Source organism: Corynebacterium sp. HMSC11D10 (assembly GCF_001806995.1).
Lineage (GTDB): Bacteria > Actinomycetota > Actinomycetes > Mycobacteriales > Mycobacteriaceae > Corynebacterium > Corynebacterium coyleae.
The window spans coordinates 16,925-43,594 of record NZ_KV787088.1 but is presented as its reverse complement, the minus strand read 5'-3'; the positions used below and the strand labels follow the sequence as shown (position 1 = coordinate 43,594).

At 65.8% G+C, this 26,670-nt stretch carries 18 protein-coding genes; 12 read left to right on the top strand and 6 right to left on the bottom strand.

Features of this window, described 5'->3' with window-relative positions; translation table 11 throughout:
• Positions 1 to 134: 134 nt before the first annotated feature.
• The 11 genes from HMPREF3120_RS10670 to HMPREF3120_RS10620 all read left to right on the top strand — a co-directional run bounded on the left by HMPREF3120_RS10670 (position 135) and on the right by HMPREF3120_RS10620 (position 18,190).
• On the top strand, positions 135 to 2,084 hold the full coding sequence (locus HMPREF3120_RS10670; protein WP_141739435.1) for a glycosyltransferase: 1,950 nt from the start codon (positions 135 to 137) through the stop codon (positions 2,082 to 2,084).
• The gene (locus HMPREF3120_RS10665; protein WP_070423326.1) at positions 2,074 to 2,592 is read left to right on the top strand and encodes a phosphatase PAP2 family protein; all 519 of its coding nucleotides are present in this window, start codon (positions 2,074 to 2,076) and stop codon (positions 2,590 to 2,592) included. Before HMPREF3120_RS10670 ends, HMPREF3120_RS10665 begins: the two co-directional genes overlap by 11 nt.
• On the top strand, positions 2,593 to 3,588 hold the full coding sequence (locus HMPREF3120_RS10660) for a decaprenyl-phosphate phosphoribosyltransferase (RefSeq protein ID WP_070423325.1): 996 nt from the start codon (positions 2,593 to 2,595) through the stop codon (positions 3,586 to 3,588).
• 25 nt (positions 3,589 to 3,613) lie between these two features.
• A complete protein-coding gene (locus HMPREF3120_RS10655) occupies positions 3,614 to 5,377 on the top strand; it encodes an arabinofuranosyltransferase AftB family protein (RefSeq protein WP_070453280.1) in 1,764 nt (587 codons plus the stop codon).
• A 71-nt stretch (positions 5,378 to 5,448) separates the two neighbouring features.
• Positions 5,449 to 6,447: an alpha/beta hydrolase gene (locus HMPREF3120_RS10650; RefSeq protein WP_070453278.1), complete on the top strand. Its 999-nt coding sequence runs from the start codon at positions 5,449 to 5,451 to the stop codon at positions 6,445 to 6,447.
• A gap of 191 nt (positions 6,448 to 6,638) precedes the next feature.
• Positions 6,639 to 8,582 carry an alpha/beta hydrolase-fold protein gene (locus HMPREF3120_RS10645; RefSeq protein ID WP_070453275.1) on the top strand — a complete coding sequence of 648 codons (1,944 nt, stop codon included), beginning with the start codon at positions 6,639 to 6,641 and terminating at the stop codon, positions 8,580 to 8,582.
• Positions 8,582 to 9,079: a hypothetical protein gene (locus tag HMPREF3120_RS10640; RefSeq protein WP_070453272.1), complete on the top strand. Its 498-nt coding sequence runs from the start codon at positions 8,582 to 8,584 to the stop codon at positions 9,077 to 9,079. The genes HMPREF3120_RS10645 and HMPREF3120_RS10640 overlap by 1 nt, the downstream gene beginning before the upstream one ends.
• A 23-nt stretch (positions 9,080 to 9,102) precedes the next feature.
• Positions 9,103 to 10,044 carry a cutinase family protein gene (locus HMPREF3120_RS10635; RefSeq protein ID WP_070453269.1) on the top strand — a complete coding sequence of 314 codons (942 nt, stop codon included), beginning with the start codon at positions 9,103 to 9,105 and terminating at the stop codon, positions 10,042 to 10,044.
• 33 nt (positions 10,045 to 10,077) lie between these two features.
• Positions 10,078 to 11,895, top strand: coding sequence for a FadD32-like long-chain-fatty-acid--AMP ligase (locus HMPREF3120_RS10630; protein ID WP_070453266.1), 1,818 nt, complete (start codon positions 10,078 to 10,080; stop codon positions 11,893 to 11,895).
• A 35-nt stretch (positions 11,896 to 11,930) separates the two neighbouring features.
• Positions 11,931 to 16,652, top strand: coding sequence for a polyketide synthase Pks13 (gene pks13 / locus HMPREF3120_RS10625; RefSeq protein ID WP_070453263.1), 4,722 nt, complete (start codon positions 11,931 to 11,933; stop codon positions 16,650 to 16,652).
• Entirely contained in the window at positions 16,649 to 18,190 is a 1,542-nt protein-coding gene (locus HMPREF3120_RS10620; RefSeq protein WP_070453260.1) for an acyl-CoA carboxylase subunit beta, read from the top strand. The genes pks13 and HMPREF3120_RS10620 overlap by 4 nt, the downstream gene beginning before the upstream one ends.
• A 173-nt stretch (positions 18,191 to 18,363) precedes the next feature.
• Here HMPREF3120_RS10620 and HMPREF3120_RS10615 read toward each other — a convergent pair whose 3' ends face one another.
• The 6 genes from HMPREF3120_RS10615 to trmB are packed head-to-tail and all read right to left on the bottom strand — an operon-like array spanning position 18,364 to position 24,543.
• A complete protein-coding gene (locus HMPREF3120_RS10615; RefSeq protein ID WP_246815477.1) occupies positions 18,364 to 18,711 on the bottom strand; it encodes a DUF3054 domain-containing protein in 348 nt (115 codons plus the stop codon).
• On the bottom strand, positions 18,708 to 19,781 hold the full coding sequence (locus HMPREF3120_RS10610) for an HNH endonuclease signature motif containing protein (protein WP_070453257.1): 1,074 nt from the start codon (positions 19,779 to 19,781) through the stop codon (positions 18,708 to 18,710). The genes HMPREF3120_RS10615 and HMPREF3120_RS10610 overlap by 4 nt, the downstream gene beginning before the upstream one ends.
• Positions 19,782 to 19,839: 58 nt before the next feature.
• Positions 19,840 to 20,808 (bottom strand): lysylphosphatidylglycerol synthase transmembrane domain-containing protein, encoded by a 969-nt coding sequence (locus HMPREF3120_RS10605; protein WP_070453254.1) that lies wholly within the window; start codon positions 20,806 to 20,808, stop codon positions 19,840 to 19,842.
• Entirely contained in the window at positions 20,798 to 23,089 is a 2,292-nt protein-coding gene (locus HMPREF3120_RS10600; protein WP_070453251.1) for an MMPL family transporter, read from the bottom strand. Before HMPREF3120_RS10600 ends, HMPREF3120_RS10605 begins: the two co-directional genes overlap by 11 nt.
• Before the next feature lie 9 nt (positions 23,090 to 23,098).
• Positions 23,099 to 23,773, bottom strand: coding sequence for an NYN domain-containing protein (locus HMPREF3120_RS10595; RefSeq protein ID WP_070453248.1), 675 nt, complete (start codon positions 23,771 to 23,773; stop codon positions 23,099 to 23,101).
• A complete protein-coding gene (trmB, locus tag HMPREF3120_RS10590; protein ID WP_070453243.1) occupies positions 23,773 to 24,543 on the bottom strand; it encodes a tRNA (guanosine(46)-N7)-methyltransferase TrmB in 771 nt (256 codons plus the stop codon). The genes HMPREF3120_RS10595 and trmB overlap by 1 nt, the downstream gene beginning before the upstream one ends.
• Positions 24,544 to 24,837: 294 nt before the next feature.
• Here trmB and HMPREF3120_RS10585 point away from each other — a divergent pair, with 294 nt between their 5' ends.
• Complete coding sequence (locus tag HMPREF3120_RS10585; RefSeq protein ID WP_070453240.1) at positions 24,838 to 26,661, top strand: phosphoenolpyruvate carboxykinase (GTP); 1,824 nt, start codon at positions 24,838 to 24,840, stop codon at positions 26,659 to 26,661.
• The last annotated feature ends 9 nt before the right edge of the window (positions 26,662 to 26,670 follow it).

The window sequence follows — 26,670 nt, the reverse complement described above, 5'->3', positions numbered from 1 at the left end:
AAAAACGTTGTGACAACCGTGGCAACCGTAGCCCACGGCGCCGACATCGGCCGACACCCCGCGAGCCACAGCGGGAGATTCGGCGCCCAGCGATTACGCTTAACTCCGACTGCCCACAATAGAAAGTGAGAGCTGTGGAAACGAGCAACAACCTCGCGGTGGACACGCTTGCGCGTGTGCTGATGCCGAAGAAGGGCGAGCCGCACGACGTGCGTATGCTGTACCTGATCGAGCAGGAGCAGAACAAGCAGCGCCTGCGCTGGTCGGACCGGACGAGTTTTGAGGTTCCGGCGGGCAACGAGGTTTCCTTCGAGACCTATTTCAATGCGTTCCCGGCGAGCTACTGGCGCCGCTGGTCGCAGCTGGACACCGTCGTCCTGGCGATGACGGTTCAAGGCCGCGCGACGATTTCGGTGTACCGCTCGAAGTACGACGGCACCCGCATCAGCGTGACCAACGTGGACGCGACCGGCTACACGGAGATCCCGTTGAAGCTGGGCAATTTCGAGGACGGCGGCTGGCTGTGGTTCGACATCACCGCCGAGGAGGACACGCGCATCAGCGATGCGGCGTGGTGCTCCCCGCAGGAGCCGCAAGAGCAAGTGCTTGACGACGGCACCGTGGTCCCACCCCAACCCAAACAGGTCGCCGTTGGCATCCCCACGTTTAACCGTCCCCGGGATGCGGTCAACGCGTTGCATGCGTTGGCTGAGGACCCGTACGTGGAGGCGTCGATTAGCAATGTGCTCATGCCCGACCAGGGCAACCAGCACCCGGCGGACGAGCCGGACTTCGCCGAAGCGGAGAAGAATCTCGGTGGCAAACTGCAAATTTTCCACCAGGGCAACCTGGGCGGCTCCGGCGGCTACTCGCGCATCATGTACGAGGCGCTCAACAGCACCGACGCTCCGTTCATCCTGTACATGGACGACGACATCGCCATCGAGCCGGACTCCATCGTGCGCTCCGTGCAGGCCGCACGCTACGCCAAGCAGCCGATCCTGGTCGGCGGCCAGATGCTCAACCTGCAGGACCGGAGCCAGCTGCGCACAACCGGCGAGACCGTCGACCCGAACATCTTCATGTTCTCCGCCGCCAAGCACGCCGTGTACGACCACGACTTTGCCAAGTACCCACTCGGCTACGTGGGCACTGAGGAAGAGGATCTGGATCCGCGTAAGACCACCTCGCGCCCGCTGCACCGCCGCATCGACGTGGACTACAACGGCTGGTGGATGAACCTGTTCCCGCGCGTCGTCGCAGAGAAGATGGGCCTGCCGCTGCCCCTGTTTATTAAGTGGGACGACAACGAGTACGCCCTGCGCGCCAAGGAAGCGGGCTTCCCAACCGTCACCTGGCCGGGCGTTGCCATCTGGCACATGGCCTGGGCCGACAAGGACGACGCCATCGACTGGCAGGCCTACTTCCACATGCGCAACCGCCTCATCGTCGCCTCCATCTACGGACCGGACAACCCCGAGGCGATGCTGAAGAACATGCAGAAGTCCACGGCGAAGCACTACTTCTGCATGGAGTACTCCACCATCGCCATCCAAAACGAGGCAATGCGTGACTTCCTGAAGGGCCCGGACCAACTCTTCGACATCCTCGAATCCTCGTTGCCGCGCATCCAGAAGATCCGCAGCGAGTACTCCGACGCGCAGGTCCTGCCGTCCGCGACCGAACTGCCCGCACCCACCGGCGCGCCGGGTGTGCCGACCAACAAAATGGGCGGCCGCCTGGCCAAGGTGAAGAAGATCCCGTGGGCCGTCAAGGCGCTGCTGCACCTGCGTAAGGACGAAGACCGCGCCCACTGGGATGCCCCGCAGCTGAACCTCACCGCGGAGGAAGCCCGCTGGTACACCCTGGCACGCGTGGACTCGGCAACCGTGTCCACCGCCGGCGGCACCGGCGTGGCCTTCCGCAAGCGCGACAAGGCCCTCGCCGACAAACTTGTTGAAGAGCAAAAGCAGCTGCGCGCCGACATCAAGCAGCGCTGGCCGGAACTCAAGCGCATCTACCGTGACGCGCGCGAAGACCTCACCAGCCACGACAACTGGGGGAAGGTGTTCGATGCCCAGTAAGGAAACAGACCTGCTCGTCGCCATCCAGGACGCGCTGTATTCTCCCGCCACCGCCAAAGGCGCCCGTGTGCTCTCATACTTCGGTGAGCACGACCTGGGCTGGCTAGGCGTTGCGATGGCTGGCGCCATCGCAACGAGCATCGGGGACGTCGATAAGCAACGGCGCTCAAAGTGGCTCGCACTGGGCGTTGGCACCTTCGCCGCGCACGCCGCAACCGTGGTGCTCAAACGCATCGTGCGACGCCCACGCCCGAACGACCCGCGGGTGAAGATCGGAGTGGGAACGCCCTCCCAACTGTCGTTCCCGTCCTCGCACGCTGCGAACACGGGTGCCGCCGCCGCGCACCTGGCCAACATCACCGGAAAGAAGTGGCCGTGGCTGCTGGTGCCCGTAATGATGCTGTCGCGTAACGTGCTCGGCGTCCATTACCCGACCGACACCCTCGCCGGCGCACTGCTCGGCGCAGGGACGGCGAAGGCCGTGATTGAAGCGGAGAAGAGGATTTAAGTGGCACACACGCAAGAACCTATCGACGAGCCGCTGCTGAAGTCTGAACCCCACACCTCAGGTGTGGACCAGGTGATGAAGAAAACCCCACCGAAGAACCTCGTCGACGCGATGATCAAGGGGCTGCGCCCCAAGCAGTGGGTGAAAAACGTCCTCGTGCTGGCGGCACCGTTGGCTGCCGGCGCGGAAGCGTTCACCCGCCACACCGTGGTGGACATCCTGCTGGCGTTCATCGTGTTTTGCTTCGGTGCGTCCTCGATCTACCTGATCAACGACGCCCGCGACGTCGAATCGGACCGCCGCCACCCGACGAAGCGTTTCCGCCCGATCGCCTCCGGCATGCTGCCGATCAACCTGGCATACATCATGGCGGCGGTGCTCATCGCCGCAGCGCTTGGCCTGTCGCTGCTGGCCACCGACGGCGCTGCACTGGCCTGGGTCATCGGTATTTATATTGCGCTGCAGCTGGGCTACTGCTTCGGCTGGAAGCACATCCCGGTGATTGACATCGCCCTGGTGTCCTCCGGCTTCATGCTGCGCACCATGGCCGGCGGTGTCGCTGCCGACATCGAGCTGTCGCAGTGGTTCCTGCTGGTCGCCGCGTTCGGTTCCTTGTTCATGGCTTCCGGCAAGCGCTATGCAGAACTGCTGCTGGTCAAGGAAACCGGCGCGGAGATCCGCCGCTCGCTGCAGGGCTACACCGAAACCTACCTGCGCTTCGTCTGGACCCTGTCCGCCACCGCCGTGGTCATGTCCTACGCACTGTGGGGCTTCCAGCTTTCCAACTCCGTCGAGGGCACCGCCGCCATCTGGTACCAGGTGTCCATGGTGCCGTTCGTGATCGCGATCCTGCGCTACGCCTCCGTGGTCGACGGTGGTCAGGGTGGTGCACCCGACGAGATCGCCCTCGAGGACCGAGTGCTGCAGCTTCTCGCCGCAGCTTGGATCTTCTGCATCGTCATGGCCGTCTATGTCGTACCAAACTTAGGTTGGTAGGCAGAAACGCAGTAACATCTGCGCAATGACCAAAAACGCCCGTATCTCCGCGCTCGCCGCAGCCGTGGTGGCGGGCGTTGCCGCATTCTGGGGCGGTTGGACCCGCCGCTGGATGTCCGACGACGGCCTGATCGTCCTGCGCACCGTGCGCAACCTGCTGGCCGGCAACGGTCCCGTGTTCAACGCCGGCGAGCGCGTCGAGGCCAACACCTCCACCCTGTGGCAGTACCTGATCACGCTGTTCGGGTGGCTCACGGATGCGCGCCTGGAAAGCATCGCCATGTGGCTGGCGCTGCTGTGCACCGCCGCAGCCGCCGCTACCGCCGCGTACGCCTCCGGCAAGTTCTGGGGCAGGGTCGGCCCCGTCATCCCGTTCGGCATCATCATCTATATTGCGCTGCCGCCCGCGCGCGACTTTGCCACCTCCGGGCTCGAGTGGGGCATGTCGCTGCTGTGGATCGCCATCTGGTGGGCGGCACTCGTCGCCTGGGCCGAGGACCCGGTCAAGCGCCGCGCGCCCTACGCCGGCTACTTCCTCGCGTTCTGGTCCGGCCTGTCCTGGCTGGTCCGCCCCGAACTCGCGCTCTACGGCGGGGTGGCAGGCATCATGCTCATCGCGTTTAGCCCCCGCAAAACGCTAGGCATCCTCGCCGTAGCGCTGCCGGTTCCCGCCGGCTACCAACTGTTCCGCATGGGCTACTACGGCCTGATCACCCCGCACACCGCGGTGGCCAAGTCCGCCAGCGGCTCCGAATGGGCCCGCGGCTGGGAGTACTTCGCAGACTTCTTCGGCTACTACTGGCTGGCCATGCCCATCGTCGGCGCTGCCGCGGTGGGGGTGTGGTTGTTGTGGGGTGCGAGGGGGCGTCGATTAGCAATTGTGTGTTTGACCACCGGCGTTGCACTCGCGCACATGCTGTACGTACTGCGCGTCGGCGGCGACTTCATGCACGGCCGCATGTGGCTGCTGCCCCTGTTCGCGCTGCTGCTGCCAGTGATGGCGGTGCCGTACACCAAGGTGACCGCATCAGTGGGCACCGCGCTTGTCGTGTGGGCCAGCGTGATCGTCCTGCGCGCGCATCCCATCGACTGGGAGCCGTACAACAACGGCGAAAAGGAACTCGGCATTGTCGACGAGCGCGACTTCTGGACCATGGCCGTCGGCCGCGACGCCGGCGACCCACCCCTGTACGCCGAAGACTTCCTCGGCTCGAAACTCATGGGGGACTGGAACGAGGCCATCGAGCAAGGCCTCGACGAGGACGCCGCCCAGATCAGCCTGGCCGTCGTGAGCTCTGATCCAACGCGCTACAAGTGGTTTGTGCGCGAGCGCCAGCCCGACGCAACCGACCAGCGCGATCTGGAGCTGACCGCCTACATGGTCAACCTTGGCATGACCAGCATGAACTCGCCGCTGAACACGCGCATCCTGGACACGGTCGGCCTGGCCACCCCGATTGCCGCGCGCATGCCGCGGGTGCCGGACGGGCGCATCGGCCACGACAAGGAACTGGGCCTGGAGTGGCAGGTGGCGGACACGGATGCGGATCTGGACAAGTTGCCGCAGTTCGTCGATAAGCAAAAAGCGCAGGACGCGCGCGAAGCATTGCGTAGCGACGACATCGCCGACCTGCTGGCCACCTCCCGCGAACCCATGAGCTGGGACCGCTTCTGGGCCAACGTCCGCTACTCGTTGGGCCCGGGCCGCACGCTCACGCTTGACGACGACCCCACGCACTACCTCAGTCACACCAGCCCCACCCGACAAATCGCCTGGCCGACCGAGTGAATAGCGGACTATGTTTCGGGTTGGTAACGTGAACGTGTCTTTTGCCTGAAAACACGTCTCGAGGGGAATGCATGAACACTCGAACCTCCGTGCGCCGCAAACTCACCGCGGTGCTGGTCGCGATCCTCAGCGCGATCTCCATCGTGAGCGCGCCACAGGCCGCCGCGGCCAACCGTGACTGGCTGCGCCCCGGCTGCACCTGGGACCGGGTCGGCTACTGGGTCCAGCGCTGCAACGTGTGGTCGGCCGCAATGAACCGCCACATCCCGGTACAGATCCAGCCCGCCCAGCGCGGCGGCAACGCGGGCCTCTACATGCTCGACGGCCTGCGTGCGACGGAGCGCACCAACGCGTGGCTCAACGACGTCAACGCGGCACGCACCTTTGTTAACCACAACATCACCCTCGTGCTGCCAGTGGGTGGACAGTCGTCGTTCTACACCGACTGGAACGCCCCGGCGACCTACGACTTCAACAACCCGGTGACCTACAAGTGGGACACGTTCCTGACCAAGGAGCTGCCGCCGTACCTGCAGCAGCACTTCGGCGTGTCGCCGACGAACAACTCCATCCTCGGCCTGTCCATGGGTGGCACCGCCGCGGTCAACCTGGCTGCGCTGCACCCGAACCAGTTCCGTCAGGTGCTGTCCTACTCGGGCTACCTGGCCACCACCATCCCGGGTGGTCAGACCGCGCTGCGCGCCGCGCTTCTCGACGGCGGCATGTACAACGTCAACGCCATGTGGGGCTCCTCGCTGAACCCGCGCCGCTTTGAAAACGACCCGTTCCTGAACATGGGCAACCTGCGCGGCAAGGACGTGTATGTCTCCGCAGGCTCCGCCGTGCCGGGCCCGGCCGACGAGAAGTACCTGCCGCAGCACCGCGCCTCCGGCATCGCGCTCGAGGGCGTTGCCAACGCGACGACGCGCGCCTGGTCCGCCAAGGCCACCGTGACCGGCGTGAAGCACACTGCCGTGTTCACCCCGACCGGCCTGCACAACTGGGATCAGTTTGGCAGCCAGCTCGAGGCCACCAAGCCGCGCATCCTGAATGTGATGAACGCCTGGTAGTTCCCGGATTTCCAGCCAGGTGAGGGCGCGTGCGGATGTGATCCGCACGCGCCTTTTGTTGTTTATGGAAGTGTTTGCGGAAGTGTTTGCAGTAACGCCCCGCGTGTCGCGCTCGATTAAACCCTCAAGTGAAACTTAAGATTTAGGGCGATACTCTTGTGACACAAGTAGCCCGACGAGGTAGGAGACTCATGCGAGACAACCGGATCACCCCCACCAGGCTCACCGCAGCCCTGCTGCCTGCCGCGCTGGCTCTCACGCTGGCGCCGTCGGCCGCAGTCACCGCCCAAGCACAGTCCTCGGACCTGTCGTCGCTGTCGTCGAACCGCGGCATCTCCGACGGCCTGCGCCCGTCCGACCCGCCAAAGCGCACTCCGATCGAGGTGGAGAAGAACCCCGAGATCCCCGGCCTGCCGGAGGGCGTGAAGGTGGACCGCATCGAGTGGATCACCAGCCGTCGCGTAGCCGTGTTTATCAAGTCCGCGGCCATGCCGAAGGAACTCATCCAGGTGCAGATCCTGCTGGCACGCGACTGGCACTCCAACCCGACCACGAAGTTCCCGGAAGTGTGGGCGCTCGACGGCCTGCGCGCGCGTGACGACGAAAACGGCTGGACCATCGAAACCAACATCGAGCAGTTCTACGCCGACAAGAACGTCAACGTCATCCTCCCGGTCGGCGGCGAGTCCTCCTTCTACTCCGACTGGCAGCGGGAGAACAACGGCAAGCACTACAAGTGGGAGACGTTCCTGACCAAGGAGCTCGTCCCGGTGCTGAACAACGAGTTCCGCTCCAACGGCAAGCGCGCCGTCGTCGGCCTGTCCATGGGTGGTACCGCCGCAGTCAACCTGGCTGAGCGCAACCCGCACCTGTTTAACTTCGTCGGCTCGTTCTCCGGCTACCTGGACACCACGACCACCGGCATGCCGTCCGCGATCAAGGCCGCGCAGCTGGATGCCGGCGGCTACAGCGCCGAGGCCATGTGGGGCCCGCTGGGCTCCCAGGACTGGATCGACCACGACCCGAAGCTGGGCATTGAAAACCTGAAGGACATGACGGTGTACGTCTCCTCCGGTTCGGGCCGCGACGACTACGGCAACGCCGAATCCGTGGCCAAGGGCCGCGCGAACGCCGCCGGCATGGGCCTGGAGGTCATCTCCCGCCTGTCCACCCAGACGTTCGTGGACTACGCCTCGCGTACCTCCGTCAAGCCGATCGTGCGCTTCCGCCCCTCCGGCGTGCACTCGTGGGAGTACTGGCAGTTCGAGATGGCACAGGCATGGCCGTACATCGCTAACGCCCTCGACGTGCCGGAGGCTGACCGTGGCTCCAAGTGCAACCCGATCGGTGCGATCGCAGAAGAGACCAAGTCCGGCGTCATCGGCACCTGTGTCAACGACGAGTACAACGCGGGCAAGGACGGCAAGGGCAAGGCCCAGGACTTCCGCGGCGGTACTGCGTTCTGGTCCCCGAACACCGGCGCGCACGCCCTGTACGGCGCAATCCTGGCCAAGTACAACGCGCTCGGCGGCGCCGCTGGCTGGCTCGGCTTCCCCACCACCGGCGAGCTCCAGGCACCAGACGGACAGGGCCGCTTCGTCCACTTCGAAAACGGCTCCGTCTACTGGACCGCGAACACCGGCGCCTACGCCATCCCGGGCGACATGTTCAAGGCATGGGGTGCCAACGGCTACGAGACCGGCGACCTGAAGTACCCGGTCGCCGAGGCCAACAAGGTCGGCGACGGCTACGTGCAGAAGTTCCAGGGCGGCTACCTCACCCGCAACCCGGACGGCAAGCACTACATCGTCCACGGTGCGATCGGCGAGAAGTACGGCGAGATCGGCACCGCCACCTCCGAGCTCGGCTACCCGAAGTCCAATGAGATCGCCATCAAGGGCGGCTTCTTCCAGGAGTTCGAGCACGGCAACATCTACTGGTCCGCTGCCACCGGCGCCCACACGATTCTCAAGGGCGACATCTTCAACGAGTGGGGCAAGCGTGGCTACGAGCAGGGCGAGCTCGGCTGGCCTGTGAAGGACATGGCGAAGATCCCGGCTGGCGGTCTGACCATCGACTTCCAGCACGGCACGGTTGAGCAGGTCAACGGCGTGGTCAACGTAAGGAAGAAGTAATGCGCAAATTCGCCCTTTGCTTGACGACGATCACCTGCACCGCCGCCCTCACCGCCTGCGGTGGAGCCACCGTGGACTCCGAGGACGTCACCGAAACTGCGGCCACCTCAGCCACGGAAACGGCCACCTCGGCCACTGAGTCGGGTACCGCGTCCGCGACGGAATCCGCGACGGCGTCGTCGGCTGCGGCGCCGGGGTCGTCGTCACGCAATGGCGCCGGCGACCAACCCGCACGGGAAGTGGAAACCGTGCCCACCCAGGTGCCTTCATACGCGCCGGAGGAGCAGGCGTTTCTGGATCACCTCAGGCAAAACGGGGTGAACGTCGACGGTCTTGAAGACCAACTCACAGCAACCGGGTTTACCGTGTGCGACGACGATACGATCACCCGCGACGCTGTCGCTGGGCAACTGGTCGAACAGCGCCGCACCGACATGGACGCAGGCACCGTAGCGACCCTGCTCAGCGACACCGCTCGCGCCAACCTGTGCGGCTAACCCCGCACGTGTAAGGAGTTTTCATGCGCCGATCGCGCAACGTTGTCGTCGTCGCTGCCGTGATTGTGGTGCTTGCGCTTATCGGCCTAGGTATCTACCAGTGGCGCACCACCACCGACAGCGACCTGCCGTCGGCGAGCAAGCCGCCAGAGTCGAGCGCGCCCGAGCGTGTCGACGAGCCCGACTGGTGCCCCGCCGTCGAAGTCATCTCCGTACCGGGCACCTGGGAATCCGCAGCGGACGACGACCCGTTCAACCCCCAGGCCAACCCGGCCAGCTTCATGCTGTCCATCACGCGCCCGCTGCAGGAGATGTACGACATCAACCACGTGCGCGTGTTCACCGTCCCGTACACCGCCCAGTTCCGCAACATCCAAACCGCCCGCGGCCGCGCCGAGATGACCTACGACGACTCCCGCGCCGAGGGCACCGCGAAACTGCGAGGCGAACTGGACTTCGTGGCGCGCACCTGCTCGTCGACAAAGTTCATCATTGCGGGCTTTTCGCAGGGTGCGGTGATTGTGGGGGACGTGGCGTCGTCGATAGGCAATAGCGAGGGTCCGATCAACCCGGACCGTCTGCTCGGCGCGATGATGATCGCCGACGGACGCCGAGAAAACGGCGTGGGCATCAACCCCGGCGCCGAAGTGCACGGCACCGGCGCGGAGATCGTCCTGCAGCCGCTGCAGCGCGTCGCCGACGCCGTCACCCCCGGCGCCACCATGACCGGACCACGCCCCGGCGGCTTCGGTCTCGTGGAGGACCGTGCCTACGAAATCTGCGCGCCGAACGACACCGTTTGCGACGCCCCACTGGGTGTAGGCAACGCGATCGAACGCGCAAACGCACTCATTTCGGCTAACGGCAATCATGCACTATATGCCACAAATCCGGACGTGATTCCGGGCTCGACAGTGCCCGAGTGGGCTGTCAATTGGGTCCGTGACGTGGTAGAGAGTTTGTAACTCGAATACAGGTGTAAAACAAGGAGTTTTTCGATGGACCTTCAGCAACTGACCGCCCAATTCATCGGCCCCGACGGCAACATCGCCCTGCCAGAACACTTCACCCTGCCCCGCCTCACCGAAATGCTCCACCAGGCCCACCTGCAGGCCGGCGGCGGCGACGCGATCAACGTCCGCGCGTGGGACTTTTCCACCGACCCAGCTGGTGTGGAAACAACGTTCACCCGCTCCGAGGTCAACACCCGCATCAAGGCCGTCGCAGCACGCCTCGCCCAGGTCGGCGAGCCGGGCGCACGCGTCGCGCTGATGGCGCCGAACTCCGCCGAGTACGTCTTCGGCTTCATGGGCGCGCTCTACGCCGGCCAGGTGCCGGTGCCGCTGTACGACCCGACCGAGCCGGGCCACGAGGGCCACCTGCGCGCAGTGCTTGGCGACGCCGGCGTCCAGATCGTGCTCACCAACTCCGCCGCCGCCCCCGCCGTGCGCCGCTACTTCGCCGACCTGCCCGGCACCGAGCGTCCCCGCGTCATCGCCGTGGACTCCCTGCCGGACACGCTCGCCGAGTCCTACCAGCCAATCCCGCCGGTGCCGGGCGAGGACACCGCGAACCAGATCTGCTTCCTGCAGTACACCTCCGGCTCCACCCGCAACCCGGCAGGCGTGATGATCACCAACGAGGCGCTGGTCACCGACGTTCTGCAGATCAACGACGCGGTGAAGTTCGAAACGCCGATGCGCATCCCGACCTGGCTGCCGCTGCACCACGACATGGGCATGATCGTGGCCATGCTCGGCGTCGTGCTGGGCCAGGAGATTGAGATCTTCGCCCCGCGCGACTTCATCCAGCAGCCGAAGCGTTGGGTGGAGCGCCTGTCGCGTCGCGACGACGACCTCGCCGACATCCACGTCTACACCGTGATCCCCAACTTCGCGCTGGACCTCGCCGCCCGCTACGCCGCGCCGGAATCTGCGGACCAGTACGACTTCTCCGCCGTGGAGTGCATCATCATTGGCTCCGAGCCGGTTACCCGCGCGGGCGTGACCGCGTTTATCGACGCGTTCAGCGCCTCCGGGCTCGACCGCTCCGTGCTGCGCCCGTCCTACGGCCTGGCCGAGACCACCCTGCTGGTGTCCGCCGACCGCACCGATGAGCGCCCGAAGTTCATCGAGTTCGACCGCGACGCACTCGCAGAGGGCAAGGCCGTCCCGGCGGAAGGCGGCGTGGCTACCGCGTCGAACGGCCAGCCGGTGAACTGGATGCACTTCGCCATCGTCGACCCGGAGACCCGCAACGAGGTCGAAGACGGCACCATCGGCGAAATCTGGGTCCACGGCAAAAACGTCGCCGCCGGCTACCTCGACCGCCCGGAAGAGACCGCCGCGACGTTCCACAACACCATCGGCGAAACCATCCAGGACGGCATGCCGAAGGACAACTGGTGCGCCACCGGCGACCTGGGCACCATGCTCGACGGCCACCTGTACATCACCGGCCGCGTCAAGGACCTCGTGGTCGTGGCGGGACGCAACCACTACCCGCAGGACATCGAAGCCACCGTCATGGAGGCCACCGACCACGTGCGCAAGGACTCCGTCGCCGCATTCGCAGTGCCTGGCGACGACGTCGAGCGCCTCATCATCATGGTCGAACGCGCCGACAACGCCTCCGCCGACGGCGACGCAGCCGCCATCGACGCCATCCGCTCCGCCGTCACCGCCAAGCACGGCATCGCCCCGGAGGTCGTCGAGTTCTACGGTCCGGGCGAGATCGCACGCTCCTCGGCAGGCAAGATCGCCCGCCGCGTCAACGCGAAACGATTCACCGATCGCGAACACGCTGCAACGCAGTAACAAAACCCCGCCGGTGGGCGATAGTCTGAGCTGTTATGAACGAGCATGATCTGATTCAGTGGCTCACCAGCTGGGTTGAGCGCGCCACCGGCGTAGATAACGTCGACCCGACCACGCCGCTGGAGACCTACGGCCTCGCATCCCGCGACGCCGTGATCCTCTCCGGCGAACTGGAAACGCTCCTCGGCCGCCGCGTCGACCCGACCATCGCCTACCAGTACCCGACCGTCGCTGCGATCGCCGCGGCGCTGACGGCGGTGAAGGGGGAGGGGCCGGTGAGGCGTCGTCGTCAAGCAACTGCGACCCCTGGCACCCACGACATTGCCATCATCGGCTCCGCCGGCCGCTTCCCAGGCGCCAAAAACAACGCCGAATTCTGGCAAATGCTCATCGAAGGCCGCTCCGCCACCGGCCCACTTCCCGCACCACGCTGGAATGAATACCTCGGCGACCCCGTCGTCCGCACCAAAATGTCGGAAGAAAACACCGACGGCGGCTACATGGACGGCATCGCCTCCTTCGACCACGAATTCTTCGGCGTCTCCCCACTCGAGGCCCAAAACATGGACCCGCAGCAACGCATCATGCTCGAAGTTGCGTGGGAAGCCCTCGAAGACGCAGGCCTCGCACCCAGCAAGCTGCGCGGCGAACCCGTCGGCGTGTTCGTTGGCTCGTCCAACAACGACTACGGCATGCTCATCGTCGCCGACCCAGCCGAGGCGCACCCGTACGCGCTGACCGGCGCATCCTCCGCGGTCATCCCGAACCGCATCTCTTATGCCTACGACTTCCGCGGCCCGTCCATGAACGTGGACACCGCCTGCTCCTCGTCGCTGGTGTCGGTGCACCACGCGGTGCGCGCGCTTCGCGACGGCGAAGCCGACGTCGCCCTAGCCGGCGGCGTGAACATCCTGGCCAACCCGTTTGCCTCGCTTGCGTTTTCGGAGTTGGGCGTGATCTCGCCGACCGGGCGCATCCACGCGTTTTCCGACGACGCCGACGGCATCGTCCGCGCCGACGCCGCAGGCTTCATCGTGCTCAAGCGTGTCGACGACGCCATCGCCGACGGCGACAACATCATCGCCGTGATCAAGGGCTCGGCCACCAACTCCGACGGCCACTCCAACGGCCTGACCGCCCCCAACCCGGACGCCCAGGTAGACGTGCTGCGCCGCGCCTACGACGACGCCGGCGTGGATCCGCTGCAGGTCGACGTGGTCGAAGCCCACGGCACCGGCACCATCCTCGGCGACCCGATCGAGGCCACCGCACTCGGCGAGGTCCTCGGCCGTGGCCGCGACGCTGGCTCGCCGCTACTGCTGGGCTCCGCGAAGTCCAACATCGGTCACTCCGAATCCGCCGCCGGCGTCGTCGCGCTGATCAAGGTGATCGAGGCGCTCAAGCACGACACGATTCCGGAGTCCATTAACTTCACCGCCCCAAACCGCTACGTCGACTTCGACACCGAGCGCATCGAGGTCGTCCAGGACCCGCGCGAGTGGCCGCGCTACTCCGGCCGCCGCATCGCCGGCGTGTCCGGCTTCGGCTTCGGCGGCACCAACGCGCACGTGGTCGTCGCAGACTTCGACCCGGCCGACTACGACACCCAGGCACCCGAAACCGAGCCCTCCTTCGAGGGCGTGGCTGCGGCGGCGTTGCCGGTGTCGGGCCTGCTGCCATCTCGTCGCAAGGAAGCTGCCGGCGCGCTCGCCGACTTCCTCGAAGGCCGCCCCGACACCGACCTCATCCCGGTGGCGCGCTCCCTGGACAAGCGCAACCACGGCCGCTCCGCCGCCGTCGTCCAGGCCACTACCACCGAAGACGCCGTCAAGCGCCTGCGCCAGGTCGCTGCCGGCAAGATCGGCCCCGGCATCGCATCCGCCGACGCACCGACCCCCATGGGCCCCGTCTTCGTCTACTCTGGCTTCGGCTCCCAGCACCGCAAGATGGCCAAGGAACTCATCGCCCGCTCGCCGCTGTTCGCCCGCCGCATGCGCGAACTCGACGAGATGGTCAAGTTCCAGGCCGGCTGGTCGATGCTCGAGATCATTGATAACGACGAACTGACCTACGACACCGAAACCGGCCAGGTCACCATCACCGCCATCCAAATCGCGCAGACCGACCTGCTGGCCTCCGCCGGCATCACCCCGGCCGCCACCATGGGCATGTCCATGGGCGAGATTGCCGCAGCCTACGGCGCCGGCGGGCTTACCGACGAGGACTGCATCCTCATCGCCACCGCCCGCGCCCGCCTCATGGGCGAGGGTGAAGAAATGATCGCCGGCACCGACCAAGAAGGCGCGATGGCGGTTGTGGAGTTGTCGCGCGAGGAGCTGGCGGAGTTCGTCGATAAGCATGAGCAGGCTGCAGGCGTTGAGCCAGCCGTCTACGCGGGCCCCGGCATGACCACCGTCGGCGGGCCGTCGAAGGCCGTCGACTACATCGTCGAGGCACTCACCGCTGAGGAGAAGTTCGCCCGCAAACTCAACGTGCGCGGCGCCGGCCACACCAGCGCGCTTGACCCGATCATGGGCGAGCTCGCCGGCGAAATCGCAGGCATCACCCCGCGCCCGCTCACGGTGCCACTGTTTACCTCCGTCGACCGCGGCGAGGTTTACCAGCCCGGCCAGACCATCCACGACGACGCCTACTTCCTGCGCATGACCCGCCAGCCGGTCTACTTCCAGGACGCCACCGAAGCCGCGTTTGCCGCCGGCCACACCACGCTTGTGGAGATCACCCCGAACCCGGTTGCACTGATGGGCATGATGAACACCGCGTTCGCCGCCGGCCAGCCGGATGCGCAGCTGCTGTTCACCACCAAGCGCAAGGTCGACGAGCTCGAGTCGCTTGTGGACCTCGCCGCGAAGCTCTACGTCGGCGGCATGCCAGTGAACTTCGGCGCCTTCTACGGCACAGGCAAGGTCATCGACGCGCCGAAGATGGCGTTCAAGCAGGTGGATCATTGGACGCCGGCAAGGCCGTCGTCGGCAAGCACATCGCTTTTGGGCTCCCGTGTGACGCTGCCGAGCGGCGAGGTTGCGTTCGCGACCGCCGCCGACCAGGTCTTCAGCCCGCACCAACTCATCGAGGCCGCCGCGGCTGAGGTGGCCGAGGGCGCGCGTGTCGTCGCTACGGAAGAGCACGGCTACCTGCCCGCTGACGGCGAAGTGACCACCGTGGTGGCGTCCTCGCTCGGCGGCGTGTCCGTCAAGGTGTACGACGGGTCCGTGCTGGTTGCGGAGGGTTTTGCCTCCACCATCGACCGCGCCCCGGTTCAGGGCGTCATGGAGCCCACGCGTATCGACGACACCACCCCGTCCGCCGACGTCGCCGACACCGACGACGATGTCGACGCCGTGCGCTGGGACCCGACCTCCGGCGAGACTGTCGCCGAGCGCCTGCGTGGCATCGTGTCCGAATCCATGGGCTACGACCCCGAGGACCTGCCCGACGAGCTGCCGCTGATCGACCTCGGCCTCGACTCCCTGATGGGCATGCGCATTAAGAACCGCGTGGAAAACGACTTCCAGATCCCGCCGCTGCAGGTGCAAACGCTTCGCGACGCCTCCGTCGCCGATGTCATCCGCATCGTCGAAGACGCCGTCGCGGGCCGCACCGATGCGCCTCAGCCGATGGCTGTCAACGACGAGGCGCGCGACCCGGCCGCAGCTGCCGAAAAGACCCAGGGCGTCGGCGTTGCCCCGCGCGACGCCTCCGAGCGCATGGTGTTCGGCGCCTGGGCGAAGTACGCCGGTGCGGCGGCTGCTGGTGTGACGTCGGAGTTGCCGCAGATTAGCAACGAGCAGGCGGGAGAGATCGCCGCGCACCTGACCGAGCGCTCCGGCATCGAGGTCACCGCCGAGGATGTGCTGGGCGCCGAGACGCTCGAACCGCTTGCGAACAAGGTCCGCGAGGGTCTGGAGACCCCGGTCGACGGCAACATCCGCGTCTTCCGAGATGGCGACGCCGCCAAGAACCCTGTCTTTATTTTCCACCCGGCGGGCGGGTCGTCGTCGGTGTACGCGCCGCTGGCCCGCCGCCTGAATAAGGACGTCCCGGTCTACGGCGTCGAACGCCTGGAGGGCTCCCTGCAGGAGCGTGCTGCCGAGTACGTCAAGGACATCGAGCGCATCGCAGGCGAGCGCAAGGTCATCCTCGCCGGCTGGTCCTTCGGTGGCGCCCTGGCCTACGAGGTCGCATCCCAGTTGGGCAACGACAAGATCGACTACATCGCGCTGTTGGACACCCCCCAGCCGTCCGAGCCGATTCCCGACACCCTTGAGGAGACCAAGGCACGTTGGGGCCGCTACGCCGCCTTTGCCAAGGAGACCTATGGCCTGGACTTCGAGGTGCCCTACGAGCTGCTCGAAACCGCCGGCGAAGAAGCGCTGCTGACCATGCTCACCGAGTTCCTGGCCAGCACCGACGCCTCCGAGCACGGCCTGGCCGCCGGCGTCCTGGAGCACCAGCGCGCGTCGTTTGTGGACAACCAGATCCTCAACCACCTCGACTTCACCCGCTGGGCCGACGTCGACGTGCCGGTGTTGCTGTTCCGCGCCGAACGCATGCACGACGGCGCCATCCAGCTCGAGCCGAACTACGCCCACATTGACGAGGACGGCGGCTGGGGCGCTATCGTGAGCGACTTGACCATCGTCCACCTGCCCGGTGACCACTTGGCGGTTGTGGACGAGCCGGCGGTGGGCATCGTCGGTAAGCATATGAACGCATGGATCGAAGGGAAGCGATGAGTACCGCCGACAAACTCGCCGACCTGCGCGAACGACTAGAAAAAGCGCAGGACCCGGGCTCGGAACGCTCGCGCAAGCGTCGCGACGACGCCGGCCGCACTACCCCGCGCCAACGCATCGACGCCCTGCTCGACGAGGGATCCTTCGTCGAAATCGGCGCGCTCGCCCGCACCCCCGGCGACCCCGATGCCGTCTACTCCGACGGTGTGGTCACCGGCTACGGGCGCATCGACGGCCGCCCCGTCGCCGTCTACGCCCACGACAAAACCGTCTACGGCGGCTCCGTCGGCGTGACGTTCGGCCGCAAGGTCACCGAGGTCATGGAGTTCGCCATCAAGATCTCGTGTCCCGTGATCGGCATTCAGGACTCCGGCGGCGCCCGCATCCAGGACGCGGTGACGTCGCTGGCCATGTACTCCGAGATTGCCAAGCGCCAACTGCCGCTGTCCGGCCGCGTCCCACAGATCTCCATCATGTTGGGCAAGTCCGCCGGCGGCGCAGTGTACGCCCCGGTGACCACCGACTTTGTCGTCGCCGTCGACGGTGAATCCGAGATGTATGTCACTGGCCCGAACGTGATCCGCGAGGTCACCGGCGAAGCCATCACCTCTGCCGAACTCGGCGGTGCGCGCGTGCAGGAGCAGGCCGGCAACATCCAGGCCGTCGTGGCTACGGAGGAGGACGCCTTCGACTACGTCAAGGACCTGCTGGCCCACCTGCCCACCTCCACCTTCGACGCGGCGCCCGTCGTGGCGGCCCCCGCGGACGACGAGTTGGACGACTCCGCACTCGACTCCTTCATGCCCGACGACACCAACGCCGGCTACGACATGATGGATCTGCTCGTGCAACTTGGCGACGACGAAGACCTCGTCGAAATCCAAGCCGGCTACGCCGAAAACCTCATCTGTGCCTTCGGCCGCATCGACGGCAAGGCAGTCGGCTTCGTCGCCAACAACCCGATGTACGCCGCCGGCTGCATCGACGCGGACGCCGCCGACAAGGGTGCGCGCTTCATCCGCACCTGCGACGCCTACAACATCCCCATCGTCTACGTGGTGGACACTCCCGGCTACCTGCCCGGCGTGGAGCAGGAACGCGAAGGCCTGATCCACCGTGGCGCGAAGTTCGCCTTCGCCGGCGTGGAAGCCACCGTGCCCAAGGTGACGCTGGTCGTACGCAAGGCCTACGGCGGCGCGTATGCGGTGATGGGGTCGAAGAACCTCAACGGCGACATCAACCTCGCCTGGCCCACCGCCCAGATCGCCGTGATGGGTTCGGCGGCGGCGGTGGTGATGCTGCAGGGCAAGCAGCTCGCCGCCATCGAGGACCCTGATCAGCGCGAGGCCATGAAGAAGATGTTCATGGACTTCTACGACCAGGAGATGACTTCCCCGTACGTGGCTGCGGAGCGTGGGTACATCGACCAGATGATCGAGCCCAATCAAACACGCATTGCTTTACGACGAGCCCTTCGCCAACTGGCCACCAAACAAGAATTCGACCTTCCTAAGAAGCACACCATCAGCCCCCTGTAAGAAAGGCCCTTCTTCTATGCTTTCCTCCACCCTCGACCTGTTCGGCGACCTTGTCAGCATGATCATCTGGTTCATCAATGGCATCCAGACGGGTGATCCGCTCTGGAACTTCGGTTCGAGCTTCTAGGCCTGGACGCCGAAAACGCACCCGTTTGGTTGGCGGGTGCGTTTTGTTATTTGCGCACGAGTTTTGCGATTCCGCGCCAGCCGAGCATGAGCAGCGCGGACATGGTCGTCGCCACGATGATGAACGACCAGTGGGGGATCGAGCCGTTGCGGATGCCCCAGATGACCAGGCCGGTGATCACGGTGACCGGCCAGATGATGCCGCCCTTGTTGTCACGGGCGATCAGCCATCCCAGCGTCACGCCCAGGGCGAACGGCCACAGGGTGGATAGCCAGCCGGTGAAGTTGAACGGCATGGTTTCGGATTGGTGGGCGGCGCGTGCGAGCAGCGCGAATACCGCGATGGCGACGTAGTCGGCCGCGATCGCGGTGGGGCGTGTGATTCGTTTCGTCATACTCGCAGATGGTAGCGCCCGAACAGCGCGTCCATGATTCCGCCGGGCCTAAACACCGGGTACCCGCGCGGTGAAACCCACACCGGCCGGCCCCGGATCCGTTCGATCCTTCCGCGCCGGTTGGTGTGGCGGGGGTCGTCGTGGTTGACCCGGTTGTGGTACCTGCACAGCGGCACCAGGTTGGCCAGGTTGGTCTGCCCGCCTTGCGACCACGCCGTGATGTGGTGGAACTCGCACATATCCGCCGCCACCCGACATCCGGGTACGGGGCACATCGGGGTGGCCATGCGGGCTAAGTCGCGTTGCTTCGCGTTGGCCACGCGCTGGGTCCGGTACAGGTTCACCGGCCCGGCCTCGGGGTGCACGAGCGCGACCTCGGTCGGGAACATCTCGCCCAACAACGCCGCGACGTATTCGGCGCCGGTGATGGTGGTGCCGTCGGAAAGTGCGAGCAGGACGTCGTCGCCGTGGTCGGCGAGGATTGTCACGTGCTGGTCCGCCGGCACCGCCACGATCGGGCGCGGCGCCTGCACCTGCACCCCGCCACCCCCGGCGAGCATGTCGGCGAACCGGGCGAACATCTGCGGGCCCGCAGGTTTCGACGCGTCCAGCCCGGAGCGCAACTGCTGTTCCAGCGCAGCCAGTACGTGCTCGTCGCCGCAGCCGGAGAACTTCCGCTTCCCACCGCGTGAGGCAGAGAAGCGGAAGGCGTCTTCGGGCGTGTGGTCGTCGTCGGGAAGCAGTTCGCGCGCGGCCTTCTGTACCGCCCGGTAGTCGCCGCGCACCTCGAGCAGCGCCAGCCGCGGCGCCCAACGCTCGTTGACTGGCAGGCGCTTCAGGCGGCGCTCGATGGCCACCAACTGGTGCAGCGAGAACCCCCGCGCCCGCTCCAGCGCCACGGCCTGTTTGCGGGTGTAGGCGGTGCGGCCGAAGTACACCTCGCGCAGCCCCGCCCACGCGGACACCTGCGCCGGGTCGAGGCCTGCCTGGAGGGCGTACTGCTCGTCGAAACCGGCGAGCGCATCAACGGCGCTGGCTAGCGTGTCCACGAGAGCAGTAAATGAGGTCATGCACTTCAACCTAAAGTGCCGGCCAAACTTGCGCAACACCCCTGTGGATAACTCGCGATTATGCCGTTGGTTTATCCACACGTCCCAGGTAGACGGCGGAATAGACGATCCAGCCGATGGCGGTCACGAGTGCGAAGGAGATGGCGCGGTAGATGACGGTAGCGGCGGTGGCGTCGGCAAGCGAGAGCCCCCCGGCGACGAGCATGCCCACCGCAACGGGCTCCACCGTGCCCAAGCCGCCAGGCGTGACCTGGGCGGATCCCGCGAGTTTGGTCATGATGAACGCCAAGCAAATCCCCGACAGCGAAATACTTGACGACGACCCCACCGCCCACACCGCACACACCATCGTCGCAAGGTCCAGCAGCCGGTTACACAGCGACAGCCCGGCCGCACCTGCGAAGGCTGGGGCGGAGATGCGGATGGCGGAGACCTGGTCGATCACGGACACAGCGCGCTCGTGCACGCGCGAGGGCAGAAACCGCACCCAGCGCTTGAGCACCGCGGGGTTGAGCGTCGCCCAGAACACTGCGGCGATGGTCAGCGCGGCCGCCACCAGCGACAGCACGAGCGACGTCACAGACAGGTCGGCACCCAGCAGCACCACGGCAACGATGCCGATGAGCACCAGCCACACCGTAGACAGCGCACCGGAGACGACGAAGAACCACCCGCACAGGCCCGTCGACGCGCCCCACGAGCGGTGCACCCGGTACGTCAGCCACGCCGATAGTGCCGGTCCGCCCGGCACGGTGGTGGACCACGCGTTGGAGGCGAACACGATCGCGTTGGTGCCCGCCACCCCCGTGATGCGCCCTTCGACGTTGAGCAGGATCTGCATCACCCCGGCCATCGCCACCAACGCCAGCAAGGCGGTGACCACCGTGCCCAACAGCGGCAGCGGCGAAGCAGACCGGACGGCGCGCCAGGCGTCGCCGAAGAACGGCATCTGGTCGCGAAGCACGACCAGCACCACCACGACCAGAACGACCGGGGCGAGCCAGCGCAGCCAGGTCCTAGCGTTCAAGTTCTTTCTTCTTCAGCTGCTCGAGGGCGCGGCGCTGCTCGATGTCGCGCATGAGTTCGCTAAACGGCACCAGCGTCGCGTCCTCTTCGACGGAGACGCCGGCGCGGCCGGGCAGGGTGTCAACGACCATGTGCTCGATGGGGGTTTCGGTGGGTGGTGTCGTCGATACGCCAGAGCCCTCGCCGAGTGCACCCGCGGCACGTTTGACCCAGCGTGGCGCCCACCAGTTGTCCTCGCGCAGCAGGTGCATCACGCCGGGCACGAGCAGCAGGCGGATGATTGTCGCGTCGAGGGCGAGCGAGAAGATCATGCCGTAGGCGATGTACTTCATCATCACAATGTCCGACAGGGCGAACGCGGCGGCGACCACGATCATGATGGCGGCCGCAGCGGTGATAATCCCACCGGTATGGGCGGTGCCGTCCTTGATGGCGTCGTCGGTACGTGCGCCGTCCTGGCGGGCCTCCACCATGCGGGAGACCAGGAACACCTCGTAGTCGGTGGATAGGCCGTAGAGGATGGCGACGATGAGCACCAGGATCGGGCTCATCAGCGGGCCCGGCGTGAAGTTGAGCACCCCTGCGCCGAGCCCGTCGACGAACACGGCGGTGAGGAAGCCGAGCGTCGCGCCGATGCCGAGGATGTTCATGATCACGGCCTTCGCCGGCAGGATCAACGACCCGAACACGAGCGCCATGAGCAGGAACGTCGCGAGCACCATGTAAACGCCCATCCACGGCAGGCGCTCCAGCAGCGCTTCGATGGATTCGACTTCCATGGCGGGGGTGCCGCCGACGTAGGTGGTCACGCCCTCCGGCGCTTCAATGTTGCGCAGTTGTTTGACCACGTCCGCGCCGCCGTCACGATCCGCAAGCGGCGCCGACAGCACCGTGATGTCGCCTTCGGTGGGGTAGTCGGGCTTGAGCGGGCGGGTGAAGCCGTCGATGGCGCGGGTCTGCATGACGATCTGGCCGAGCTGCGCGTTGTCGGCGCCCTGGACCACGAGTTTCACCGGGTCGGTGCGGAAGGCGGGGAACTCTTCGTTGAACTCGTCCTGCGCTTGGCGGGTGACCTGGTTGGGCGGCAGGTAGGTTTCGTTGATGCCACCGAAGGCGATGCCGACGATTGGCACCGTCAGGGCGATGAGCAGCGCCGTCACCCCGACGACGACCGGGCGGGCGTGGCGCATGGCCCATGCGGGGATTTTGTACCAGACCGTATCTTCCATGCTGCGCTCTTTGCGACGACGCACGGACAGGAAATCGATCTTGGTGCCCAGCATGCTGAACAGCGCCGGCAGCACCGCCACCGAAATCACCGCGGCGAGCACCACCGCGCTGATCGCACCGTAGGCAACCGACTTGAGGAACGCCTGCGGGAACATGAGCAGGCCCGACAGCGCGACGCCGACCATGAGGGCGGAGAAGAACACCGTCTTGCCGGCCGTGTTGGTGGTCACGGCGACGGCCTCTTCGGTGTCCAGGCCGCGGTCGAGTTCCTCGCGGAAGCGCGACACCATGAACAGCCCGTAGTCGATGGCCAGGCCCAGGCCGAGCAGCGTAATGATCGACTGGGAGAAGATGTTGACCTGCTGGAACTGCGCCAGCACCGCCAGCAGCGACAGTGAGCCGATGATGGACAGGATGCCCACGATCAACGGCATCGCAGCGGCCACCACGCCGCCGAACACAAACAGCAGGATGATGGCAACGAACACCAGGCCGATCTTTTCGGCGCGCGCGATGTCGTCGGCCATGCCGGTGTCCAACGCGTCGGCCACGGCAGTGGCGCCGGCGATCTGGGCGGTGCCGCCAGGGACCTCCAGCGCCTCGAGCGCGGGCTGGATGGTGCGGAAGTCCTTCAGCGTCTGCTCGCCGTCGCCCTTCAGCCCGATCGCGGCGAACGCCTTGGTGTGATCGGCGTTGACCAGTTGCGGGTTGGGCCGCTCGAAGTAACTGGTGATGTGCGCGATCTGGTCAGGGTGCTGCGCCTTCAGCTCCCCCAACTGCGCATTCACCTTATCGACGACCTCCGGCCTGTCCACCCCATCCGGCGCCGTCACCAGCAGGATCACATCGCCGGAGTTGTCGCGGCCGAACGTGTCGTATTCGATCTGCGCCGCCGTCGTCGAATCTGCGCCCGGGTCCTCCCAGCCTTCCTGGGAGAGGCGGTCGGCAAGTTTGGATCCGAACAGCACTTGCATCAGCAGGATCAGCGCGATGACGATGACCGGGATGATGCGGCGGTGGCGGTAGGCGAAGTGGCCCCACTTGTAAAACACGGCGGGCTCCTAGTCTTTCGGGTTGTGCAAAAGCGCCTTGAGCGGGCGGAACGGCTGCAGCCAGGCGCCCTCGTCCGGCAGTTTGTCCAGGTGGACGCGCGGCAGCGGGTTTTGGAACACGCCCGGGATGTCTTCGAGGTCCACGAAGGTGACGTCCGGGGAGTTCACGGCCCAGGAGGCGTGTTCGTGGAAGCCGAGGACGGTGACGGGGACGTTGTCGTCGATAAGTTCGTGCAGGAGCTCTTGGAAGTTCTGCCCGTCTGCGGATGCGACGACAACGCCTTGGAGCACGCCTTCTTCTCGACGACGCTCTATGTGGTCGATCATGTCACCGTCCACATCCGAGTCTTCCTCGCTCTTCGGCTTAGCAAAGACGGCGAAACCGACGTTGCGCAGCGCTTCCACCCACGGACGGATCGAGTCTGCGCCGGCGGGGGAGACGTTGGTGAACACGGTGGCTTCCGGCTCGACCTCGTAGCCGAGTTCGTCGGAGCGGTCGGCGGCAAGGTCGATGAGCCAGCGACCGATGGCGTCGAAACGCGGGCGGTGCGCCGCGGTCGGGCGGCCACCCAGGATCGCGCCGAGGCCCATGTCCAGGTTCGGGGCGTCCCACACCAGCAGGTAGCTCTCCGGACCGGCCGGCGCGCCCGGGGTGTAGGGGTGGGTCATTGCCTGCAGGTCCATTACTTCTTCTCCCACAGGTACTCGCGGATCACGTGATCCTTGTCCAGACCCTTGCCTTCGAACTTGGTGATCACCTGGCGGTCCGTCAGCATCGGCGCCTCGTCCCACGGCCAGCCCTTGTACTCCAGCATCGGCTCCACATTGACCAGCTCGTCGATCCACTCGGCGTAACCGGCGTGGTCCGTGGCCACGTGCAGCACGCCGCCCGGCTTCAGGCGCGTAGCGATGAGGTTGAGGGTGCCGGACTGGATGATGCGGCGCTTGTGGTGGCGCGCCTTCGGCCACGGGTCCGGGAAGAAGATGCGCACGCCGTCCAGGGATTCCTCGCCAAACATGCGGGCCAGGACCTCCACGCCGTCGCCGCGCACCATGCGAATGTTATCGATGTCGCCGCGCACCACCGCGCCCAGCAACTTCGCCAGACCCGGCTTGTACAGCTCCACGGCAACCACGTTGGTGTCCGCCTCCAGCGGAGCCATCGCCGCGGTGGACGTGCCGGTGCCGGAGCCGATCTCCACGATGGTGGGGTGGCCGGTGCGGCCAAACCAGTCGTCGATATCAATGCGCTCGTCCGAGCCCTCCGCCAGCACCTTGCCCAGGCGCGGCCAGTGCTCGTTGAACAGAGCCTCCTGATTGTCGGTCAGCGTGCCGCGGCGAAAGGTCACGGAGCCCAGGCGCGGGTAGTCCAGACCGGTTTCAAAATCAGTTTGCAATGGGCGGCCAGCGGGCAACTCGCCCGTGCCCGACCGCGTGTTTTCAGAATTATTCATCGTGTTTATTGTCCATATGAACAGGTCAAACGCAAGTGTCCCGGCGAGGGGTGAGGGGCCGGGTTGTCACCCCCGTGTCGTCGATACGCATGCACCCCTGTCGGGGGTAGCGCGTTACCCCCGCCCAAAGTGTTATGAGTGCTCGGGCGTACTGGTTATATCCACTATGCTGTGGAAGTGCCCAAGGTTTGGCTTGAAGAACACACATTTCGATACTCTTGGGGCAAAACGCAACGATTATTGGGGTTGCCGTGCGCCACGCACTGGCAATAACCAGTTACACAAGGAGTGCACATGACCGCCGAAGTTAAGCGCCTGGAGGGCCAAGCCCCCACCGACAACGAACACCTCATCGACTGGATTAACGAAGCCGTCGACCTGTTCGAGCCGGAGAAGGTGGTCTTCGCAGACGGCTCCGACGAGGAATGGAACCGCCTGGCCGACGAACTCGTCACCGCCGGCACGCTCATCAAACTCAATGAGGAAAAGCGCCCCAACTCCTACCTGGCGCGCTCCAACCCCTCCGACGTCGCCCGCGTCGAGTCCCGCACCTTCATCGCCACCGAAAACGAAGAAGATGCCGGCCCGACCAACAACTGGATGAAGCCCGAAGCGCTCAAGGAAGAAATGCTCGAGCACTTCGCCGGATCCATGCGTGGCCGCACCATGTACGTTGTCCCGTTCTGCATGGGCCCGATCTCCGACCCGGACCCGAAGCTCGGCGTGCAGCTCACCGACTCCGCTTACGTGGTTATGTCCATGCGCATCATGACCCGCATGGGCACCCAGGCGCTGGACAAGATCCAGGGTGACAACTTCGTCCACTGCCTCCACTCCGTTGGCGCCCCGCTCGAGCCGGGTCAGGAAGACGTGGCCTGGCCGTGCAACGACACTAAGTACATTTCCCAGTTCCCAGAGACCAAGGAAATCTGGTCCTACGGCTCCGGCTACGGCGGCAACGCCATCTTGGCCAAGAAGTGCTACGCCCTGCGCATCGCATCTGTGATGGGGAAGGAAGAGGGCTGGATGGCTGAGCACATGCTCATCCTGAAGCTCACCAACCCGGAGGGCAAGAAGTACCACGTTGCCGCTGCATTCCCGTCCGCTTGCGGCAAGACCAACCTGGCCATGCTCACCCCGACCCTGCCGGGCTGGGAGGCCGAGGTTGTTGGCGACGACATTGCGTGGATGAAGCTGCGCGAAGACGGCCTCTACGCCGTCAACCCGGAGAACGGTTTCTTCGGCGTCGCCCCTGGCACGAACTTCGCCTCCAACCCGATCGCCATGAAGAGCATGGAGCCGGGCAATGTGCTGTTCACCAACGTCGCTCTTACCGACGACGGCGACGTCTGGTGGGAAGGCATGGACGGCGAAAAGCCGGCGCACCTGATCGACTGGCGCGGCGAAGACTGGAACCCGGACTCCACCAGCAAGGCCGCCCACCCGAACTCCCGCTACTGCGTGGCCATCGAGCAGTGCCCGACCGCAGCGCCGGAGTTCGAGGACTGGCAGGGTGTGAAGATCGATGCCATCCTCTTCGGTGGCCGCCGCCCCGACACCGTCCCGCTGGTCACCCAGGCGCACGACTGGGAGCATGGCACCATGATCGGCGCGATGCTCTCCTCCGGCCAGACCGCAGCCTCTGCCGAGGCGAACGTCGGCTCCCTGCGCCACGACCCGATGGCGATGCTGCCGTTCATGGGCTACAACGTGGGCGACTACTTCCAGCACTGGCTCGACATGGGTAAGAAGGGCGGCGACCGCATGCCGTCGATCTTCCTGGTCAACTGGTTCCGCCGCGGCGAAGACGGCCGCTTCCTGTGGCCGGGCTTCGGCGAGAACTCCCGTGTGCTCAAGTGGGTCATCGACCGCATTGAGGGCAACGTCGAGGCCGAAGAGTCCGTCGTTGGCTACACCGCCCGCGCCGAGGACCTGGACCTCGACGGCCTGGACACCCCGATCGAGGACGTCCGCGAGGCACTCACCGCCGATCCGGAGCTGTGGAAGGAAGACGTCGCGGATTCCCGCCGTTACCTCGAGAGCCTCGGCTCCCGCATCCCGCAGGAGATCTTCGACCAGTTGAAGAAGCTCGACGAGCGCATCCACGCCGCGAAGTAACCCCTTGCC

Excerpts from the sequence above, each read along its gene's own strand:
- HMPREF3120_RS10665 (WP_070423326.1), top strand. The coding sequence starts at position 2,074 with ATGCCCAGTAAGGAAACAGACCTGCTCGTCGCCATCCAGGACGCGCTG.
- HMPREF3120_RS10655 (WP_070453280.1), top strand. The coding sequence starts at position 3,614 with ATGACCAAAAACGCCCGTATCTCCGCGCTCGCCGCAGCCGTGGTGGCG.
- HMPREF3120_RS10650 (WP_070453278.1), top strand. The coding sequence starts at position 5,449 with ATGAACACTCGAACCTCCGTGCGCCGCAAACTCACCGCGGTGCTGGTC.
- HMPREF3120_RS10645 (WP_070453275.1), top strand. The coding sequence starts at position 6,639 with ATGCGAGACAACCGGATCACCCCCACCAGGCTCACCGCAGCCCTGCTG.
- HMPREF3120_RS10640 (WP_070453272.1), top strand. The coding sequence starts at position 8,582 with ATGCGCAAATTCGCCCTTTGCTTGACGACGATCACCTGCACCGCCGCC.
- HMPREF3120_RS10635 (WP_070453269.1), top strand. The coding sequence starts at position 9,103 with ATGCGCCGATCGCGCAACGTTGTCGTCGTCGCTGCCGTGATTGTGGTG.
- HMPREF3120_RS10630 (WP_070453266.1), top strand. The coding sequence starts at position 10,078 with ATGGACCTTCAGCAACTGACCGCCCAATTCATCGGCCCCGACGGCAAC.
- pks13 (WP_070453263.1), top strand. The coding sequence starts at position 11,931 with ATGAACGAGCATGATCTGATTCAGTGGCTCACCAGCTGGGTTGAGCGC.
- HMPREF3120_RS10620 (WP_070453260.1), top strand. The coding sequence starts at position 16,649 with ATGAGTACCGCCGACAAACTCGCCGACCTGCGCGAACGACTAGAAAAA.
- HMPREF3120_RS10615 (WP_246815477.1), bottom strand. The coding sequence starts at position 18,711 with ATGACGAAACGAATCACACGCCCCACCGCGATCGCGGCCGACTACGTC.
- HMPREF3120_RS10610 (WP_070453257.1), bottom strand. The coding sequence starts at position 19,781 with ATGACCTCATTTACTGCTCTCGTGGACACGCTAGCCAGCGCCGTTGAT.
- HMPREF3120_RS10595 (WP_070453248.1), bottom strand. The coding sequence starts at position 23,773 with ATGGACCTGCAGGCAATGACCCACCCCTACACCCCGGGCGCGCCGGCC.
- trmB (WP_070453243.1), bottom strand. The coding sequence starts at position 24,543 with ATGAATAATTCTGAAAACACGCGGTCGGGCACGGGCGAGTTGCCCGCT.
- HMPREF3120_RS10585 (WP_070453240.1), top strand. The coding sequence starts at position 24,838 with ATGACCGCCGAAGTTAAGCGCCTGGAGGGCCAAGCCCCCACCGACAAC.